General features: G+C 53.3%; 18 protein-coding genes. 17 read left to right on the forward strand and 1 reads right to left on the reverse strand.

Translation table 11 applies throughout. The features are described 5' to 3' along the window. The first annotated feature begins 88 nt into the window (after positions 1–88). From aroQ to ACMGGQ_RS18870, 11 genes are all read left to right on the forward strand, one after another. Positions 89–541, forward strand: coding sequence for a type II 3-dehydroquinate dehydratase (gene aroQ, locus ACMGGQ_RS18820; protein WP_024906320.1), 453 nt, complete (start codon positions 89–91; stop codon positions 539–541). Positions 542–562: 21 nt separating this feature from the next. Further along, positions 563–1027 (forward strand): acetyl-CoA carboxylase biotin carboxyl carrier protein, encoded by a 465-nt coding sequence (gene accB / locus ACMGGQ_RS18825; RefSeq protein ID WP_013098992.1) that lies wholly within the window; start codon positions 563–565, stop codon positions 1025–1027. Between the two features lie 10 nt (positions 1028–1037). Then, the gene (gene accC / locus ACMGGQ_RS18830; protein ID WP_024906319.1) at positions 1038–2387 is read left to right on the forward strand and encodes an acetyl-CoA carboxylase biotin carboxylase subunit; all 1350 of its coding nucleotides are present in this window, start codon (positions 1038–1040) and stop codon (positions 2385–2387) included. 108 nt (positions 2388–2495) lie between these two features. Further along, on the forward strand, positions 2496–2738 hold the full coding sequence (locus ACMGGQ_RS18835; RefSeq protein WP_048028794.1) for a YhdT family protein: 243 nt from the start codon (positions 2496–2498) through the stop codon (positions 2736–2738). After that, a complete protein-coding gene (gene panF / locus ACMGGQ_RS18840; protein ID WP_420290394.1) occupies positions 2728–4179 on the forward strand; it encodes a sodium/pantothenate symporter in 1452 nt (483 codons plus the stop codon). Before ACMGGQ_RS18835 ends, panF begins: the two co-directional genes overlap by 11 nt. Positions 4180–4190: 11 nt before the next feature. Beyond that, entirely contained in the window at positions 4191–5072 is an 882-nt protein-coding gene (gene prmA, locus ACMGGQ_RS18845) for a 50S ribosomal protein L11 methyltransferase (protein WP_420290395.1), read from the forward strand. Between the two features lie 128 nt (positions 5073–5200). Then, the gene (locus tag ACMGGQ_RS18850; RefSeq protein WP_045910141.1) at positions 5201–5941 is read left to right on the forward strand and encodes a carbonic anhydrase; all 741 of its coding nucleotides are present in this window, start codon (positions 5201–5203) and stop codon (positions 5939–5941) included. A 330-nt stretch (positions 5942–6271) separates the two neighbouring features. Next, positions 6272–7237: a tRNA dihydrouridine synthase DusB gene (dusB, locus tag ACMGGQ_RS18855; RefSeq protein ID WP_008502861.1), complete on the forward strand. Its 966-nt coding sequence runs from the start codon at positions 6272–6274 to the stop codon at positions 7235–7237. 23 nt (positions 7238–7260) lie between these two features. Next, entirely contained in the window at positions 7261–7557 is a 297-nt protein-coding gene (gene fis, locus ACMGGQ_RS18860) for a DNA-binding transcriptional regulator Fis (RefSeq protein ID WP_000462905.1), read from the forward strand. 177 nt (positions 7558–7734) lie between these two features. Beyond that, positions 7735–7899: a DUF2556 family protein gene (locus tag ACMGGQ_RS18865; protein ID WP_420290396.1), complete on the forward strand. Its 165-nt coding sequence runs from the start codon at positions 7735–7737 to the stop codon at positions 7897–7899. 139 nt (positions 7900–8038) lie between these two features. Next, on the forward strand, positions 8039–10120 hold the full coding sequence (locus ACMGGQ_RS18870) for a putative bifunctional diguanylate cyclase/phosphodiesterase (RefSeq protein ID WP_420290397.1): 2082 nt from the start codon (positions 8039–8041) through the stop codon (positions 10118–10120). Here the strand turns inward: ACMGGQ_RS18870 and envR are convergent. Then, positions 10036–10755, reverse strand: a complete 720-nt coding sequence (envR, locus tag ACMGGQ_RS18875; RefSeq protein ID WP_420290398.1) for an acrEF/envCD operon transcriptional regulator — start codon at positions 10753–10755, stop codon at positions 10036–10038. The two genes, ACMGGQ_RS18870 and envR, sit on opposite strands and share 85 nt — an antisense overlap. Positions 10756–11144: 389 nt before the next feature. Here envR and ACMGGQ_RS18880 point away from each other — a divergent pair, with 389 nt between their 5' ends. From ACMGGQ_RS18880 to ACMGGQ_RS18905, 6 genes are all read left to right on the forward strand, one after another. Then, the gene (locus ACMGGQ_RS18880; RefSeq protein ID WP_069719890.1) at positions 11145–12284 is read left to right on the forward strand and encodes an efflux RND transporter periplasmic adaptor subunit; all 1140 of its coding nucleotides are present in this window, start codon (positions 11145–11147) and stop codon (positions 12282–12284) included. A gap of 11 nt (positions 12285–12295) precedes the next feature. Further along, positions 12296–15409, forward strand: coding sequence for an efflux RND transporter permease subunit (locus tag ACMGGQ_RS18885; protein WP_420290399.1), 3114 nt, complete (start codon positions 12296–12298; stop codon positions 15407–15409). A gap of 304 nt (positions 15410–15713) precedes the next feature. After that, positions 15714–15935 carry a lipoprotein gene (locus ACMGGQ_RS18890; protein WP_008502867.1) on the forward strand — a complete coding sequence of 74 codons (222 nt, stop codon included), beginning with the start codon at positions 15714–15716 and terminating at the stop codon, positions 15933–15935. 473 nt (positions 15936–16408) lie between these two features. Continuing rightward, complete coding sequence (locus tag ACMGGQ_RS18895; RefSeq protein ID WP_047071242.1) at positions 16409–17434, forward strand: amino acid ABC transporter substrate-binding protein; 1026 nt, start codon at positions 16409–16411, stop codon at positions 17432–17434. A 67-nt stretch (positions 17435–17501) separates the two neighbouring features. After that, positions 17502–18683 carry an amino acid ABC transporter permease gene (locus tag ACMGGQ_RS18900; protein ID WP_063622575.1) on the forward strand — a complete coding sequence of 394 codons (1182 nt, stop codon included), beginning with the start codon at positions 17502–17504 and terminating at the stop codon, positions 18681–18683. Between the two features lie 9 nt (positions 18684–18692). Next, a complete protein-coding gene (locus tag ACMGGQ_RS18905; RefSeq protein ID WP_023309439.1) occupies positions 18693–19796 on the forward strand; it encodes an amino acid ABC transporter permease in 1104 nt (367 codons plus the stop codon). The last annotated feature ends 4 nt before the right edge of the window (positions 19797–19800 follow it).

Here is a 19800-nt window from a genome sequence, read left to right on the forward strand (position 1 = left end):
AGCGGTTTTAAGCCTCTGAAAAGGTGACATTTGCGTTTCGAAGGTATATTTTGTTTTTTACCCGAAAATCGCAGGAGATAGCGGCATAATGACTGATAAGTTCCATATCTTAGTTTTGAACGGACCGAACCTGAACATGCTCGGAACCCGTGAGCCAGAGAAGTACGGCACGCTGACATTGAGTGAAATTGTTAACCGTCTGGGAACGGAAGCAGCGTCACTGAATGTGGATTTGGATCATTTTCAGTCGAATGCGGAGTACGCAATCATCGACCGTATTCATCAGGCTAAAGACAATGTGGACTATATCCTGATCAATCCGGCCGCGTTTACGCACACCAGTGTTGCTATCCGCGACGCACTGCTCGCGGTGAGTATCCCGTTTATCGAGATCCACCTGAGTAACGTGCACGCCCGAGAGCCGTTCCGCCACCATTCGTATCTGTCAGATATCGCTGCTGGCGTTATCTGTGGACTGGGCGCTGACGGCTATTCATACGCTTTACAGACAGCGGTAAAACGCTTGTCACAATCACACTAAACAAGAGTACGGAACCCACTCATGGATATTCGTAAGATTAAAAAACTGATCGAGCTGGTTGAAGAATCAGGCATCTCCGAACTGGAAATTTCTGAAGGCGAAGAGTCTGTACGCATCAGCCGTGCAGCCCCAGCCGCTAGCTTCCCGGTAATGCAGCAGGCTTATGCTGCGCCAGTGCAGCAGCCTGCGCTCTCCGCAGCCGTTGCGCCAGCAGCAACTGAAGCCGCACCTGCCGCTGCAGCAGAAATCAGTGGTCACATCGTACGTTCCCCAATGGTTGGTACTTTCTACCGCACCCCGAGCCCGGACGCGAAGGCGTTCATCGAAGTGGGTCAGAAAGTCAACGTAGGCGATACCCTGTGCATCGTTGAAGCGATGAAAATGATGAACCAGATCGAAGCAGACAAATCAGGTACTGTGAAAGCGATTCTGGTCGAAAGTGGTCAGCCGGTTGAATTTGACGAGCCGCTGGTCGTCATCGAGTAACGAGGCGAACATGCTGGATAAAATTGTTATCGCCAACCGCGGCGAGATTGCTCTGCGTATTCTTCGTGCCTGTAAAGAACTGGGCATCAAGACCGTCGCGGTGCACTCAAGCGCGGATCGCGATTTAAAACACGTATTGCTGGCGGATGAGACGGTCTGTATTGGCCCGGCTCCGTCCGTAAAAAGCTATCTGAACATCCCGGCTATCATCAGCGCCGCTGAAATCACCGGCGCGGTGGCAATTCATCCGGGTTACGGCTTCCTCTCTGAGAACGCCAACTTTGCTGAGCAGGTTGAACGCTCTGGCTTCATCTTCATCGGTCCGAAAGCCGACACCATCCGCCTGATGGGCGACAAAGTGTCTGCAATCACCGCGATGAAAAAAGCCGGTGTGCCAACCGTACCAGGCTCTGACGGCCCTCTGACCGACGACATGGATGCTAACCGTGCTCATGCTAAACGCATTGGCTACCCGGTTATCATCAAGGCGTCTGGCGGCGGCGGCGGTCGCGGTATGCGCGTTGTGCGTAGCGATGCCGACCTGGCGCAGTCCATCTCCATGACCAAAGCTGAAGCGAAAGCCGCTTTCAGCAATGACATGGTATACATGGAAAAATACCTGGAAAACCCACGCCACATCGAAATTCAGGTGCTGGCTGACGGTCAGGGTAACGCGATCTATCTGGCAGAACGTGACTGCTCCATGCAGCGTCGTCACCAGAAAGTGGTCGAAGAAGCGCCAGCACCGGGTATTACCCCGGAACTGCGTCGCTACATCGGCGAGCGTTGCGCCAAAGCGTGTGTCGATATCGGCTATCGCGGGGCGGGTACCTTTGAGTTCCTGTTCGAAAACGGCGAGTTCTATTTCATCGAAATGAACACCCGTATTCAGGTTGAACACCCGGTTACCGAAATGATCACCGGCGTTGACCTGATCAAAGAACAGTTGCGTATCGCTGCAGGCCAGCCGCTCTCCATCAAGCAGGAAGAAGTTGTGGTGAAAGGCCATGCGATCGAGTGTCGTATCAACGCCGAAGACCCGAACACCTTCCTGCCAAGCCCGGGTAAAATCACGCGTTTCCACGCGCCGGGTGGTTTTGGTGTGCGTTGGGAGTCTCATATCTACGCCGGTTACACCGTACCGCCGTACTATGACTCAATGATCGGCAAGCTCATCTGCTACGGCGAAAACCGTGACGTGGCAATTGCCCGCATGAAGAACGCCCTGCAGGAGCTGATCATCGACGGTATCAAAACCAACGTTGATCTGCAGATGCGTATCATGAGCGACGAGCACTTCCAGAATGGTGGAACCAACATCCACTATCTCGAGAAGAAACTCGGTCTTAACGAGAAGTAAGACTGCGCGCGCACGAAAAGGCCGGATTATCCGGCCTTTTTTATTTCTGGGGCCTGGAAAGCCTCATCATGTACAATCCCCGCTTTCTTCATCCACAAGGGACAAAAAATGGACAAACGTTTTGTTCAGGCCCATAAAGAAGCGCGCTGGGCGCTGTGGCTGACCCTTCTCTATCTCGCCGCATGGTTAGTAACTGCTTACTTACCGAATTCAGCCTCCGGTATCACCGGCCTGCCGCACTGGTTTGAAATGGCGTGTCTGCTGGTACCGTTGATTTTCATTTTGCTCAGTTGGCTGATGGTGCGCTTTATCTTCCGCGATTTCCCGCTGGAGGATCGTGATGCAAACTGAAATCATCACCGTACTGGTTGTCTATTTGATCGTGGTATTTGGCCTCTCTTTCTATGCCATGCGCAAACGCAGTACCGGATCGTTCCTGAGCGAATATTTCCTCGGCAGCCGTTCGATGGGTGGGTTTGTGCTGGCGATGACGTTGACCGCCACGTACGTGAGCGCCAGTTCGTTCATTGGCGGGCCGGGCGCGGCGTATAAATACGGGCTGGGCTGGGTACTGCTGGCCATGATCCAGGTGCCCACGATCTGGCTGTCACTGGGTATTCTGGGCAAAAAATTTGCCATACTCGCTCGCCGCTATAACGCCATTACGCTAAACGATATGCTGCAGGCGCGTTATCAGAGCCGCGTGGTGGTCTGGATTGCCAGTATCAGCCTGATTGTCGCCTTCGTCGGCGCCATTGCCGTTCAGTTTATTGGCGGCGCGCGCCTGCTGGAAACGGCAGCGGGTATTAAGTACGAGACCGGGCTGCTCATCTTCGGGATCACGATTGCGCTGTACACCGCGTTTGGCGGCTTCCGCGCCAGCGTGCTGAACGATACCATGCAGGGCATGGTGATGCTGATAGGCACCCTTGTGCTGCTGGTCGGCGTCATCTACGCGGCCGGTGGATTACACAATGCGGTGCAAACGCTGGAGCAGATCGATCCTAAACTGGTCAGCCCTCATGGTGCTGATGATATCCTGACGCCCGCGTTTATGACCTCCTTCTGGGTGCTGGTCTGCTTCGGGGTTATCGGTCTGCCGCATACCGCCGTGCGCTGTATCTCCTATAAAGACAGCAAAGCCGTTCATCGGGGAATTGTGATTGGTACCGTCGTTGTCGCGCTGCTGATGCTGGGTATGCATCTGGCGGGCGCGCTGGGGCGGGCCGTATTACCTCACCTGACCGTGCCGGATCAGGTGATCCCTACGCTGATGGTGCAGGTTCTGCCCCCGTGGGCCGCAGGTTTATTCCTTGCTGCACCAATGGCGGCCATCATGTCTAACGTTAACGCGCACCTGCTGCAGGCTTCCGCCACTATCATCAAAGATCTGTGGCTTAGCGCGCGTCCGGCTAAAATGCATAATGAGCAAAAGCTGAAACGCATCTCGACCTGGACCACGCTGGTGCTCGGCATTTTGATGATGTTAGCCGCATGGCGCCCGCCGGAGATGATCATCTGGCTGAACCTGCTGGCGTTTGGTGGGCTTGAAGCGGTATTCCTGTGGCCGCTGGTGTTAGGGCTCTACTGGGAGCGTGCAAACGCGGCGGGCGCGCTGAGCGGCATGATTGTCGGCGGTGTGCTGTACGCCGTTCTCGCAACGTTTAAGATTCAGTACCTGGGCTTCCATCCGATTGTGCCTTCGTTACTGCTAAGTTTACTGGCGTTTGTGGTGGGGAACCGTTTTGGTCAGCCCGTCCCACAGCCCGCTATGATTTCTACTGATAAATAAAGAGTTTTGCCATGCCGTGGATCCAACTAAAACTGAACACAACCGGCGCTAACGCCGAGGAACTGAGCGATGCGCTGATGGAGGCCGGCTCGGTCTCTATCACCTTCCAGGACACGCATGACACGCCGGTCTTTGAGCCTCTGCCGGGCGAAACACGCCTGTGGGGTGATACCGACGTTATCGGCCTGTTTGATGCTGAAACCGACATGAAAGAGGTCGTCGCGATTCTGGAAAACCACCCTCTGCTGGGCGCTGGGTTTGCGCACAAAATCGAACAGCTGGAAGACAAAGACTGGGAACGCGAGTGGATGGATAACTTCCGCCCGATGCAGTTCGGCAAGCGTCTGTGGATCTGCCCGAGCTGGCGCGAGGTTCCTGATGAAAACGCGGTTAACGTCATGCTCGATCCGGGTCTGGCGTTTGGTACCGGCACCCATCCCACGACGTCCCTGTGCCTGCAGTGGCTGGATGGTCTCGATCTGGACGGTAAGACGGTGATCGACTTCGGCTGTGGATCCGGGATCCTCGCGATTGCCGCCCTGAAACTGGGTGCGGCTAAAGCCATCGGGATCGATATCGATCCGCAGGCCATTCAGGCCAGCCGCGACAACGCCGAGCGTAACGGCGTTTCCGATCGTCTGGAGCTGTATCTGCCGGATGCTCAGCCAGAAGCCATGAAAGCCGACGTGGTGGTCGCAAACATTCTGGCAGGCCCACTGCGTGAGCTGGCCCCGTTAATCAGCGTGCTGCCCGTTGAGGGCGGTCTGCTGGGGCTTTCGGGTATCCTGGCAAGCCAGGCGGAAAGCGTGTGCGACGCCTACGCCGATCTTTTCACTCTCGACCCGGTGGTGGAGAAAGAAGAGTGGTGTCGTATTACCGGTCGTAAAAAATAAGCATTTGGCGTGGTCATCTGACCACGCCTTTCTCCCACTGATAATCCTCTCTCCCTCTGCCATTCTTCGGTAAAATAACCACACAAATCATGTTGATTTGTATTATAAAAATTCACCGGAAGAATATGATGAAACACATTACAGGCAAGGCAGCGCTGCTGGCGCTGAGCATGGTTTCGGCTTCAGCATTTGCGTCACACTGGAGCTACGAAGGGGAAGGTTCACCGGAACACTGGGGCGAACTGGACGAGGCCTACAAGACCTGTCAAAGCGGGATGAACCAGTCTCCGATTAATATTGATTCAACCGCTAACGCCCATCTCTCCCCGCTTAAAACGCACTACATTGATGGCCCAGTGGGGCTGACAAACAATGGCCATACCATCCAGGCCAGCGAAAAGGCAGATACCCGCAACACGATAACCCTGGACAAGCAAACCTGGACGCTACAGCAGTTCCACTTCCATGCGCCGAGCGAAAACACCGTGCACGGCAAAAAGTACGCGATGGAGATGCATCTGGTACATAAAAACAGCGCGGGTGAGCTGGCCGTGGTGGCCGTCATGTTTGATAAAGGTGCTGCCAATCCGGAGCTGGAAAAGCTGTGGAGCGTGATGCCGCAGCAGGCTGAACAGAACGTAACCCTTGAGAAGGATCTCAACCTGAACAAATTGCTGCCAAAGGTGAAAACCTACTGGCGCTTTAGTGGCTCGTTGACCACGCCACCGTGTTCTGAAGGGGTCACCTGGATCGTGCTCAAACAGCCGTTAACCGTCTCAGCAGAACAGCTTGAGAAATTTACTCATACCATGCATCACGATAATAACCGTCCGGTACAGTCTCTGCATGGGCGTGTTGTGGTCGAATAACGCCCATCCTGAGCCTTAAGATCATGTTCTAAAATGCGACGCAGATCGCAAAGAAGAGGGAAAATCTGCTGCTAAAAACAGCAGATTATCCCGCTGAGGTAAGCCGTTTATTCAGAAATGATGAGAAGTTACGGGAAATTGTAAGCGCCCATAAAATAGCCATTCCCACATAACATAATGATTTAAATAGTGAATAATTCTTAACGGAAAGATTGAGCGGCGATTCCTTGATCTACAACAGTGGATTGTTCAAAGTTTGGCCTTTCATCTCGTGCAAAAAATGCGTAATATACGCCGCCTTGCAGTCACAGTATGGTCATTTCTTAACTCATGCGCATCGGACACCACCAGCTTAGAAATCGCCTGATCGCAGCCCCTATGGCAGGTATTACCGACCGGCCGTTCAGGACGCTGTGCTATGAGATGGGAGCCGGTTTAACCGTATCCGAGATGATGTCGTCTAACCCGCAGGTTTGGGAAAGCGATAAATCCCGCCTTCGGATGGTGCACATTGATGAACCAGGTATTCGCACCGTGCAAATTGCCGGAAGCGTGCCTGAAGAGATGGCAGATGCCGCGCGTATCAACGTGGAAAGTGGTGCCCAGATTATTGATATCAATATGGGGTGCCCGGCCAAAAAAGTGAATCGCAAGCTTGCAGGTTCAGCCCTTCTGCAATACCCCGACCAGGTGAAAGCTATCCTGACGGCGGTTGTCAGCGCAGTGGACGTTCCTGTTACGTTAAAGATTCGCACGGGTTGGTCGCCGGAACACCGTAACTGTGTAGAGATTGCCCAACTGGCCGAAGACTGTGGCATTCAGGCCCTGACCATTCATGGACGCACGCGCGCCTGTTTGTTCAACGGTGAAGCTGAATACGACAGCATTCGGGCAGTTAAGCAGAAAGTTTCCATTCCGATTATCGCGAATGGCGACATAACTGACCCGCTTAAAGCCAGAGCTGTGCTCGACTATACGGGAGCTGATGCTCTGATGATAGGACGTGCCGCTCAGGGAAGACCCTGGATCTTTCGGGAAATCCAGCATTATCTGGACACTGGAGAGCTGCTTGCTCCACTGCCTCTGGCAGAGGTTAAGCGCTTGCTTTGTTCGCATGTTCGGGAACTGCATGACCACTACGGTCAGGCGAAAGGGTACCGAATTGCGCGTAAACACGTTTCCTGGTATCTCCAGGAGCACGCTCCAGATGACCAGTTTCGGCGCACATTCAACGCCATAGAGGATGCCAGCGAACAGCTGGAGGCGTTGGAGGCATACTTCGAAAATCTTGCGTAATGAAATAAAGAGCTGACAGAACTATGTTCGAACAACGCGTAAATTCTGACGTACTGACCGTTTCTACCGTTAACTCTCAGGACCAGGTAACTCAAAAGCCCCTGCGTGACTCGGTTAAACAGGCACTGAAGAACTATTTTGCTCAACTGAACGGTCAGGATGTTAATGACCTGTATGAGCTGGTACTGGCTGAAGTTGAACAGCCACTGTTGGACATGGTGATGCAATACACCCGCGGTAACCAAACCCGCGCTGCGCTGATGATGGGTATCAACCGTGGTACTCTGCGTAAGAAACTGAAAAAATACGGCATGAACTGATACTAATCAGTTAAATGCTTGTTTAAAAAGGCGCTCTTCGGCATGGGGAAGCGCCTTTTTTATTTCCTGCTTCAGTCCGTCAACGCTTTGTAAACCTTCGCTTATCCCGCTTTAAAACCGCCGCTTTTGGTGTATATTTCCCCCACTCTACTGGCGCTCTTCTCGCGGAATGACACAATGATTCGTAAATACTGGTGGCTGGTTGTCTTTGCAATCTCCGTTCTCATTTTCGATGCACTCCTGATGCAGTGGATTGAACTGATGAGCTCCGAAACCGATAAGTGTCGCAATATGAACTCCGTGAATCCCCTGAAACTCGTGAACTGCTCAGAGCTCGACTAACCGCCTGATTGCGCAAATCGCCCCGTTATTACCCACTAAAAACGGGGATTTAAATCCCTTTGAGCCATTACCCGACGGTGATAATGTCTCGCCCTTCTCAACCGCTCTAGCGTAACCTCACACTCGAGTAGAACCGTCCATGCTGGTCAGCCAATACAACCATATCCTTGTTGTCCTCTCCTTTGTTGTTGCCATTCTTGCCGCATATACCGCACTGAATATGGCGGCACGTGTCGCCGGGAGTCAGGGCGTCGCTGCCCGCGTCTGGCTGGCTGGCGGCGGTATTGCAATGGGCATAGGCGTGTGGGCCATGCATTTTATCGGCATGCTGGCGATGGACCTCTCCATGAGCATGAGCTACAACGCCACCCTGACGGTGTTATCGATGATCATCGCCGTGGGGTCGTCACTGTTTGCGCTCTGGCTCGTTAGCTGCGATCGGTTACGCTTGCGCCGTCTGCTGCCCGGTGCGCTGGTGATGGGAAGCGGTATTGTTGCCATGCATTACACCGGCATGGCTGCGCTGGAGGTGATGCCCGGGATTATCTGGGACAAGGTCTGGGTGGCCATTTCGGTTGCCATTGCGCTTGCCGCTTCACTCGCTGCATTATGGCTGACCTTCCGCCTGCGTCACGATGCCGCTCAGGTCGTGCTGATGCGCACGGGTGCCGCTATCACCATGGGCATTGCCATTGCCGGGATGCATTACGCCGGGATGAAAGCCGCACAGTTTCCGATGTCCACAATGGTTCACCATGAGGGTATCAACGGGAGCTGGCTGGCGGTGCTGGTTAGCGTCGTCGCGCTTTCTATTCTTGGGATTACCCTGCTGGTATCAATGCTGGATGCCCGCCTTCAGGCACGTACCGCCCTTCTGGCCTCGTCGCTTGCAGAAGCTAACCGGGAACTCGCACAACTGGCCCTGCACGATACCCTGACGCGTCTCCCCAACCGTATCCTGCTGGAAGATCGACTCGATCAGGCCATCAGCAAAGCCGATCGTGAAGGGACCCATTTCGCCCTGATGTTCATGGATCTCGACGGTTTTAAAGCCATCAATGACGCTTACGGCCATGATGTCGGTGACAAGCTGCTGATTGCCGTTACGGAGCGTCTGCTGCATCTCCTGAAGGGCCAGTTCACCCTGGCACGTATCGGCGGTGATGAGTTTGTTCTGCTGGCTGAGGGAGAAGGCCCGGACGATGCGGCATCGCTGGCGAATTCGCTGGTGCGCGCGATCGATAGCCCGTTCAACCTCGACCACTATGAACTGGTGGTGACCCTCAGCATTGGGATCGCGCTGTATCCTCACGACGGCAAAACCGAACGTGAGCTCATGTTTAACGCCGACGCGGCAATGTACCATACCAAGCACATGGGCCGGAACGGTTACCACTTTTTCCAGCCCTCGATGAATACGCTGGCGCAGACCCATCTTCAGTTGATGAACGATCTATGGATGGCGATCGATCGCAATGAGCTACGCCTGCTGTACCAGCCAAAATTTCACGCTCCCGCCGGTCCTATCCTTGGATTTGAGGCGTTATTGCGCTGGCAGCATCCCAAGCAGGGGTTACTGACCCCGGACCTTTTCCTGCCGCTGGCGGAGAAAACGGGGCTGATTATCCCTATCGGCAACTGGGTAATTAATGAAGCCTGTCGCCAGCTGCGTGAATGGCATCTTCAGGGACATCAAAGCTGGTCAATGGCGGTAAACCTGTCGACGCTGCAGTTTGAACAGCCTTCGCTGGTCAACACGGTTCTCAACTGCCTGGCACTTCATCATGTGCCACCAGAAATGTTGATCCTGGAAGTGACGGAAACCACGGCAATGAGCAACCCGGATGAAAGTGTACGGGTGCTGACAGAGCTGACAGAAGCGGGCGTAAAGGCCTCCATTGATGACTTTGGTACCGGATATTCGAGCCTGCTGTACCTCAAGCGCTTACCGGCCTGTGAATTGAAAATCGACAGGGCGTTCGTGAAAGAGCTAAGCGGGGAAAGCGAGGATGCCACCATTGTCTCAGCGATTGTGGCCCTCGCCAAAACACTCAACCTGAAAGTCGTGGCGGAAGGTGTGGAAACCGAAGCACAGCAAGCCTTTTTAACCGAGCTGGGCTGCAATACCCTTCAGGGTTATCTGTTAGGTAAACCCGTCAGCGCGCAAACCATTGAGGCACTTTGCGCGCGAGGGGAAATGTTATCTGGCGCTGAGCTGTAAGCATCAACATGAGGCGATACACGAATGACAGGCAGTGTCGCCAGAATGCTATCGACCAGGGCGGGAGCCTGCTGAAAAAGATTGAAACTGTCGTTATTCATTAACCAGTTTTTAATGATTCCGCTAAAAAAACCGTGAAATACGATCAGGGTCAGATCAACATTTACCTTTGGCGAAATGATGTTACGTGAAATACAGGCCTCCAGCGTGGCACGCAGCGTGTCATAATTGAATCCAATCCGTTTTCTTATCTCACTCTCAGAAATCATATCACTGCTAAATTCACATTTGTGATACAGAATTTGTAAAAGGGCACATTGTCGGGGCTCACGCGCAATATACTGCAGCGCAGTAATAAATTGCTCACGAAGTATTAACAATGGATCATCACCTTCGGAAAGGGAAAGCCGGTCGCGAATAATGTCGCGAAGCGGTAATTGCTGCTCCCAGATGGCATTAAATATTTCGGCTTTACTGGTGAAGTGCCAGTAAATGGCACCGCGCGTAACCTTTGCGGCATCCGCGATGTCCGTCAGCGTCGTGTTGGCTACGCCACGCGTCGCAAACTGCCCGATAGCCGCCTCAATCAGCTGCTGCCGGGTTTGTTGAGCTTCTTCTTTCTTTTTACGCGCCATAGACAACTACTCGCCACTCACAAGATTTATACGTAACACAGGGGTCAGGAGAAAGAAAGTATTCACCAAATTCCGTTTTAATTTTGCACAAAAAAAGTCAATCTTCTTAATTTATAGCTTAGCTAAATACATATTTAAGTTTAAATTCACAGCATGAATAATTAAATCACGTTAAGCGCTATTTAACTGATTAGCTTGCCGGAAGATGACAGAGAAATAAACCGAGCCTGATTCTGATTTTTCCGCTCAGACCTTGTCATTCGCACTTATAAATTAAAAAACATTAAATACCCTCATTATTATACGCAGCTACATTTTATTTTTTATCCCGCTGCCCCTGCTACCGATTCACGCCAAATATCGGTTTCCGGGTATTTAAAGGACCAGTAATGACGAATCATTTCAGACGCTTACCTTTAGCCGGTTTCATTGTCTGCGCTGTACTGCTCTCAGGATGCGATGGCCAGGAAAACCAACCGCAACATCCGCAGGCCCCTCAGGTCAGCGTGCATATTGTGAAAAGCGCACCGCTGGCTGTCACCACTGAACTCCCGGGCAGAACTGATGCGTTCCGCGTAGCAGAGGTTCGTCCGCAGGTTAGCGGTATCATCCTGCGCCGCAACTTCACGGAAGGCAGCGATGTAAAAGCCGGGGATTCGCTTTATCAGATTGATCCTGCAACCTATCAGGCGGCTTACGATAACGCGAAAGGCGAGCTGGCGAAGGCCCAGGCGGCGGCCAATATTGCGCACCTGACGGTGAAACGTTATCTCCCGCTGGTCGGCACACAGTATGTTAGCAAGCAAGAGTATGACCAGGCCGTCGCCACGGCCCAGCAGGCAGATGCCAGCGTCGTCGCCGCCAAAGCGGGCGTTGAAAGTGCACGCATCAATCTTGCCTATACCAAAGTGACGTCTCCCGTCGATGGCCGCATCGGCAAATCCAGCGTGACGGAAGGCGCGCTCGTGACGAACGGACAAACCGCGGCGCTGGCAACGGTCCAGCAGCTTGATCCGATTTACGTCGATGTGACCCAGTCCAGTAATGATTTTATGCGTCTGAAGCAGACGAGCCTACAAAAAGGCGATACCGCCAGCAGCGTTGAGCTACTGATGGAGAACGGGCAGCCCTATCCGCTGAAAGGCACATTGCAGTTCTCCGACGTCACGGTGGATGAAAGTACCGGCTCGATTACCCTGCGCGCCATTTTCCCGAATCCTCAACATCTGCTGTTACCCGGTATGTTCGTTCGCGCCCGCATTGATGAAGGTACACAGCCGGATGCGATACTGGTTCCCCAGCAAGGCGTGACCCGCACACCGCGAGGCGATGCCACCGTGATGGTGGTGAACGATAAAAATCAGGTTGAGTCTCGCACCGTCGTTGCGCCACAGGCGATTGGTGACCGCTGGCTGGTAACGGAAGGGCTGAAAAACGGTGACCGCGTGATTGTCAGCGGACTACAGAAGGTCAGACCGGGCGTAACCGTCGTCGCTACGCCTGATACCACCACCGCTCCGGCCAGTTAAGGGACGACGACATGGCTAATTTCTTTATTCAGAGACCGGTTTTCGCCTGGGTACTTGCCATCATTTTGATGATTGCAGGCGGACTGGCCATTCTCAAACTTCCCGTCGCACAGTATCCGACCATTGCACCTCCCGCCGTGGCGATATCCGCGACCTACCCGGGAGCAGATGCCCAGACGGTACAGGATACCGTGACCCAGGTTATCGAACAGAACATGAACGGTATCGATAACCTGATGTATATGTCCTCCACCAGCGATTCAGCGGGTAACGTCACGATCACCCTGACCTTCGAGTCCGGAACCGATCCGGACATCGCCCAGGTGCAGGTGCAGAACAAGCTGCAGCTCGCCATGCCGCTGCTGCCGCAAGAGGTGCAGCAGCAGGGGATTGGCGTTGAGAAGTCCAGCAGCAGCTTCCTGCTGGTTGCCGGTTTTGTATCAGACAACAAAAACCTGACGCAGGATGACATCTCCGACTATGTCGCCTCGAACGTCAAAGATGCCATCAGCCGAACATCTGGCGTCGGTGACGTGCAGCTGTTTGGCGCCCAGTATGCGATGCGTATCTGGCTCGACAGTAATGCGATGAACAAATACCAGCTGACGCCGCTGGATATCATCAACCAGCTGAAAACGCAGAACGACCAGATAGCGGCAGGCCAGTTGGGCGGGACGCCGTCCATCCCGGGACAACAGCTGAATGCCTCGATCATCGCGCAAACCCGCCTGAAATCACCGGAAGAGTTCGGTCGCGTGACGCTCAAGGTGAACCAGGACGGCTCGATGGTGCATCTGAAGGATGTGGCTCGCATTGAGCTGGGTGGCGAAAACTACAACATGGTGACAAAAATCAACGGGCAGGCGGCAACCGGCCTGGGGATTAAGCTGGCAACAGGGGCCAATGCGCTGGATACGGCAGCAGCCATCAAGAGCAAGCTGGCACAACTGCAGCCGTTCTTCCCGCATGGGCTCAAAGTCGTCTACCCCTATGACACCACGCCGTTTGTGAAAATCTCCATCCACGAAGTGGTGAAGACCCTGTTTGAGGCGATCGTTCTCGTCTTCCTGGTCATGTACCTGTTCCTGCAAAATCTGCGGGCAACGCTCATCCCGACGATTGCGGTTCCGGTCGTTCTGCTGGGTACCTTCGCGGTTCTGGCGGCGTTCGGTTTCTCCATCAATACCCTGACAATGTTCGGCATGGTGCTGGCGATAGGCCTGCTGGTTGATGATGCTATTGTGGTCGTCGAGAACGTTGAACGCGTCATGGTCGAGGACAAGCTGCCGCCTAAAGAGGCCACGCAGAAGTCGATGGGGCAGATTCAGGGTGCGCTGGTGGGGATCGCCATGGTGCTCTCGGCGGTCTTTATCCCGATGGCCTTTTTTGGCGGCTCGACGGGGGCGATCTATCGCCAGTTCTCGCTGACTATCGTTTCCGCGATGGCGTTGTCCGTACTGGTTGCGCTAATCCTGACGCCTGCACTCTGTGCAACGTTGCTTAAGCCCGTATCCGCCGATCATCATGAGAAAAAAGTGGGCTTCTTCGGCTGGTTTAATGCGCTTTTTGATAAGAGCGTGGAGCACTACAGTCACAGCGTGAGCGGTATCTTGCGCAAAACCGGGCGCTACCTGGTGGTATACGTCATTATTGTCGGTGGGATGGCGGTGCTCTTCCTGCGCTTACCCACCTCCTTCCTCCCCGAAGAGGATCAGGGGGTGTTTATGACGATGGTTCAGCTGCCTGCGGGGGCAACCCAGACGCGTACTCAGCAGGTCCTCGATCAGGTTCAGGACTACTACCTGAATAAAGAGAAGGCGAATGTTGAATCCGTCTTTACCGTAAACGGCTTTAGCTTTAGTGGCCAGGGCCAGAACTCCGGTATTGCCTTCATCAGCCTCAAACCTTGGGAGGAGCGTCCTGGGGCACAAAATGGGGTCGAGGCGATTGTGGGGCGTGCGACGAAAGCCTTCAGTCAGATTAAAGACGGCCTTGTTTTCCCGTTTAACCTGCCTGCCATTATTGAGCTGGGTACCGCCACGGGCTTCGACTTTGAACTGATCGATCAGGCTAACCTCGGACATACCCAGCTGACGCAGGCGCGTAACCAGCTGCTCGGCATGGTGAAAGAGCACCCCGACCTGCTGGTACGCGTGCGTCCTAACGGTCTGGAGGATACGCCACAGTTCAAGCTGGACGTCGACCAGGAGAAAGCCCAGGCGCTGGGCATCAGTCTTTCTGACGTCAACCAGACGATTTCGACAGCCTTAGGCGGCACCTATGTGAATGACTTTATCGATCATGGGCGCGTGAAAAAGGTCTACGTCCAGGCTGATGCAAAATTCCGTATGTTGCCAGGAGATATTAACAACCTTTACGTGCGCAGTGCGAACGGGGAAATGGTGCCGTTCTCAGCCTTTAGCAACGCTCACTGGGTTTACGGTTCACCTCGTCTGGAGCGCTATAACGGAATGCCCTCTATGGAGATCCTCGGTGAATCAGCCCCGGGTAAAAGTACCGGCGAAGCCATGGCTATGATGGAAAGCCTCGCGGCAAAACTGCCTTCCGGCATCGGTTATGACTGGACAGGAATGTCTTACCAGGAGCGCCTTTCGGGTAACCAGGCGCCTGCACTGTACGCCATCTCACTGATCGTAGTGTTCCTGTGTCTGGCCGCGCTGTATGAAAGCTGGTCCATTCCGTTCTCCGTCATGCTGGTTGTGCCGCTGGGGGTCATCGGGGCGCTTCTCGCAGCCTCGCTGCGCGGGTTAAACAATGACGTCTATTTCCAGGTCGGCCTGCTGACCACGATTGGTCTGTCAGCGAAAAACGCCATTTTGATCGTCGAATTTGCTAAGGACCTGATGGAGAAAGAGGGTAAAGGCATCATTGAGGCCACGCTGGAGGCGTCAAGGATGCGCCTTCGACCAATCCTGATGACGTCTCTGGCCTTTATACTGGGCGTCATGCCGCTGGTGATCAGCTCTGGGGCAGGGAGCGGTGCGCAAAACGCCGTCGGTACGGGCGTGATGGGGGGAATGCTTTCCGCAACGCTGCTGGCGATTTTCTTCGTACCCGTCTTCTTTATGGTGGTCCGTCGACGCTTTACCCGCCATAAAGATTAACATTTCCCTAAAAAGGCACCTCTGGTGCCTTTTTTATTTTTAACATAAACAATGAATTAGGCATTAAGCAAAACTAATGTTAAAAATACGATGATTTGCATTAAGTAAAAATACTCTCTTGCAGCTTCATAATGTCTCCATTAATTCGTCCTGAAACCGACTTTTCTCCACGATTTTTACAAACTACATAATTTGAGATTATTCCTCGTGTAACGCGGACTTACCCCGGTGGTAAAATAACCTCCAGTTCGTTAATTGCCCTCCTGGCTTTATAGCGGATGAGAAATAATATTGAGGTAACATCATGAAAAGATTCATTTCCGTTGCACTACTCGCTGCGCTGCTTGCTGGTTGCGCGCACGACTCTCCATGTGTACCGGTTTACGACGACCAGGGCCGACTGGTTCATACCAATACCTGCATGAAAGGCACCACCCAGGATAACTGGGAAACTGCGGGTGCTATCGCCGGCGGTGCTGCCGCAGTGGCAGGTTTGACGCTGGGTATTGTTGCCCTGACGAAGTAACAGCTGTTAAGAAAGCGCGGCTCTGGCCGCGCTTTTGCTTTTAATCAGTGCACTATTTTCAAATAAGTAAAAAAATAGCCCCGTATTTATTCGCGCTGTTCATTTCATCCTGAAACCAGTCACATCTTTTTCGTATACTCATTTAAATTACCGGTTCTATTGTGATGATTTTCACACATTAATATTATTGACTACCCTGCCAATATTCACGCTGGAAACTATCTTGTCTTTTTCCTGACGCGACTCAAAACTTTTGCTCCAATTTGTGGCACAGGTTGTAATTTCGCACCGTTTCAGGGCGCTCGTTTTATTTAAGCCTGTCTACACTCAGCATTAAGCGTTCACTCATCTCTTATTTTGTCGAACGCAAAACTGGCATTACGTTTGCTTTATAAACGTTGGCCAACGCCACAGACAGGTAAAGCGTTTAAAAACGCCTCTATAACGATAAATTTCGCCACACAGGATGCATTATGAAAAAGACGATGATAGCCAGCCTGGCCGCTGCAGGCATGATGTTTGCCGTAGCCGGTCAAGCCCATGCGGGAACGACACTGGATGCCGTTAAAAAGAAAGGTTTTGTTCAATGCGGTATCAGTGACGGTTTGCCTGGCTTCTCTTATGCCGATGCGAACGGCAAATTTACCGGTATCGATGTGGACGTCTGCCGTGGCGTTGCTGCCGCCGTTTTTGGTGATGACAGCAAAGTAAAATATACCCCGCTGACGGCAAAAGAACGCTTTACGGCGCTGCAGTCCGGTGAGGTTGACATGCTCTCCCGTAATACCACCTGGACTTCCTCCCGCGACGCAGGGATGGGGATGTCATTCACGGGCGTGACCTATTATGACGGTATCGGCTTCCTGACCCACAATAAAGCGGGCCTGAAAAGCGCCAAAGAGCTGGATGGCGCCACCGTTTGTATTCAGGCGGGCACCGATACCGAGCTGAACGTCGCCGATTATTTCAAAGCAAATAACATGAAATACACGCCAGTGACATTCGACCGCTCGGATGAGTCGGCCAAAGCGCTGGAATCCGGCCGTTGCGACACGCTGGCCTCTGACCAGTCACAGCTGTATGCCTTACGCATTAAGCTGAGCAATCCTGCAGAATGGATTGTTCTGCCTGAAGTGATCTCCAAAGAACCTCTCGGACCAGTGGTACGTCGTGGCGATGAAGACTGGTTCTCCATTGTTCGCTGGACGCTGTTTGCCATGCTGAACGCAGAAGAGATGGGTATCAACTCGAAAAACGTGGATGAGAAAGCGGCTAAACCATCCAACCCGGATATGGCACACCTGCTGGGTACAGAAGGTGATTTCGGCAAGGATCTGAAGCTGGATAACAAGTGGGCCTACAACATCATCAAACAGGTGGGCAACTACTCTGAGATCTTTGAACGCAACGTGGGATCGGAAAGCCCGCTGAAGATCAAACGCGGCCAGAACAATCTCTGGAACAACGGCGGTATTCAGTACGCACCACCAGTACGTTAAGTCATAGCTGTAACGGGCACTGCTCCGGCAGTGCCCACTCCAGAGTCATGGTTACTGAGGTTTCTTTATGTCCCATCGCCGCTCAGCCGTAAAAGGATCGCTATCCTTTTCTCATCCCGCGGTCCGCGCCTGGCTATTCCAGATTATTGCTATTGTTGCGGTTGTTCTCATCGCCGTGTATCTCATCCATAACACCATCACCAACCTGAATAATCGCGGCATTACCTCCGGTTTCGCGTTTTTAGATCGCAGCGCGGGATTTGGCATTGTTCAGCATCTTATTGATTACCAGGAAGGTGACACGTATGGACGCGTGTTCGTGGTCGGTTTACTGAATACGCTGCTGGTATCGGCGCTTTGTATCGTCTTCGCGTCGATACTGGGCTTCTTTATTGGTCTGGCGCGTCTTTCTGAAAACTGGCTCCTGCGGAAGCTGTCGACTGTTTATATTGAAACGTTCCGCAATATCCCCCCGCTCCTGCAGATCTTCTTCTGGTATTTTGCCGTATTGCGTAACCTACCCGGCCCCCGTCAGGCCGTCGACGCGTTTGAGCTTTTCTTCCTGAGCAACCGTGGGCTATCCATTCCTTCTCCTCTGCCGGGCGAAGGGCTGTACGCTTTTATCGGCGCGATTGCGATCGCGCTTGCTCTCACTGTTGGGGTATTCCGTTTTAACCGCACGCATCAGATCAAAACCGGCCAGCTTCGCAGAACCTGGCCGACGGCTGTCGTCCTGTTCGTTAGCCTGCCGCTGGTGGCTCACTGGCTGTTTGGGGCCGCACTGCACTGGGATGTTCCTCATCTGCGGGGCTTTAACTTTCAGGGCGGGATGGTATTAATTCCCGAGCTGGCAGCTCTGACATTGGCGCTGTCGATTTATACGTCCGCGTTTATTGCCGAGATTATCCGTGCCGGGATCCAGGCCGTACCTTACGGACAGCACGAGGCGGCACGCTCACTGGGATTACCGCATACCGTGACGCTTCGCCAGGTCATCATCCCGCAGGCTTTACGGGTCATCATTCCCCCTCTGACCAGCCAGTATCTTAATATTGTCAAAAACTCGTCGCTGGCCGCTGCCATTGGTTATCCCGATATGGTGTCACTCTTCGCCGGAACCGTGCTTAACCAGACCGGACAAGCCATTGAAACCATCGCCATCACCATGTCTGTCTATCTGATCATCAGCCTGGTAATTTCACTGCTGATGAACCTCTATAACCGTCGTATAGCACTGGTCGAGCGCTAAGGATTTATGATGACAAAAGCGATACTGTCGCACTCCTCGCGCCCTGCCAACTCGACAGGTGGACGTTTCATTCTCTGGGCGCGCAAGAATCTGTTCTCCAGCTGGAGTAACAGCCTGCTGACGATTGTCTGCCTGTGGCTCATGTGGGAGTTGATTCCTCCCCTGCTGAACTGGGCGTTTTTACAGGCCAACTGGGTCGGTTCAACCCGGGCAGACTGTACAAAAGCCGGCGCCTGCTGGGTGTTTATCCATGAACGCTTCGGTCAGTTCATGTATGGGTTGTATCCGCATGAACAGCGCTGGCGGATTAATCTGGCGCTGGTTATCGGCCTGCTCTCTGTCGCAGTCATGTTCTGGAAAAAGCTGCCTCACCGTGGACGTTATATTGCCGTCTGGGCGGTGGTTTATCCGATTATTGTCTGGGTGCTGCTGTATGGCGGTTTTCTGGGGTTGGAACGCGTTGAAACACGCCAGTGGGGCGGGCTGACGCTGACGTTGATTATCGCATCAGTGGGGATAGCCGGTGCTCTGCCGTGGGGGATTTTACTTGCCCTGGGGCGACGTTCAAAAATGCCGATCGTCCGCGTGCTCTCCGTTATCTTCATTGAGTTCTGGCGCGGCGTACCGCTTATCACCGTCCTGTTTATGTCGTCGGTCATGCTGCCGCTGTTTATGGCTGAAGGCACAACGATCGACAAACTGATCCGTGCCCTGGTCGGGGTAATTCTCTTCCAGTCCGCCTATGTTGCAGAAGTTGTGCGCGGTGGTCTGCAGGCGTTGCCTAAAGGCCAGTACGAAGCGGCAGAATCACTGGCGCTCGGCTACTGGAAAACGCAGGGGCTGGTCATTCTTCCCCAGGCACTCAAGCTGGTCATCCCGGGTCTGGTCAACACGATCATTGCCCTCTTCAAGGATACCAGCCTGGTGATCATCATCGGATTGTTCGATCTCTTTAGCAGCGTGCAGCAGGCAACCGTTGACCCTGTCTGGCTGGGCATGTCCACCGAAGGATATGTCTTTGCTGCCCTGATCTACTGGATCTTTTGTTTTAGCATGTCGCGCTACAGCCAGCATCTGGAAAAGCGCTTTAACACCGGGCGTACACCGCACTGAGGAA

Origin of the sequence: Enterobacter sp. BNK-13 (assembly GCF_048685015.1) — a bacterium.
GTDB classification, from domain to species: Bacteria; Pseudomonadota; Gammaproteobacteria; order Enterobacterales; family Enterobacteriaceae; genus Enterobacter; species Enterobacter quasiroggenkampii.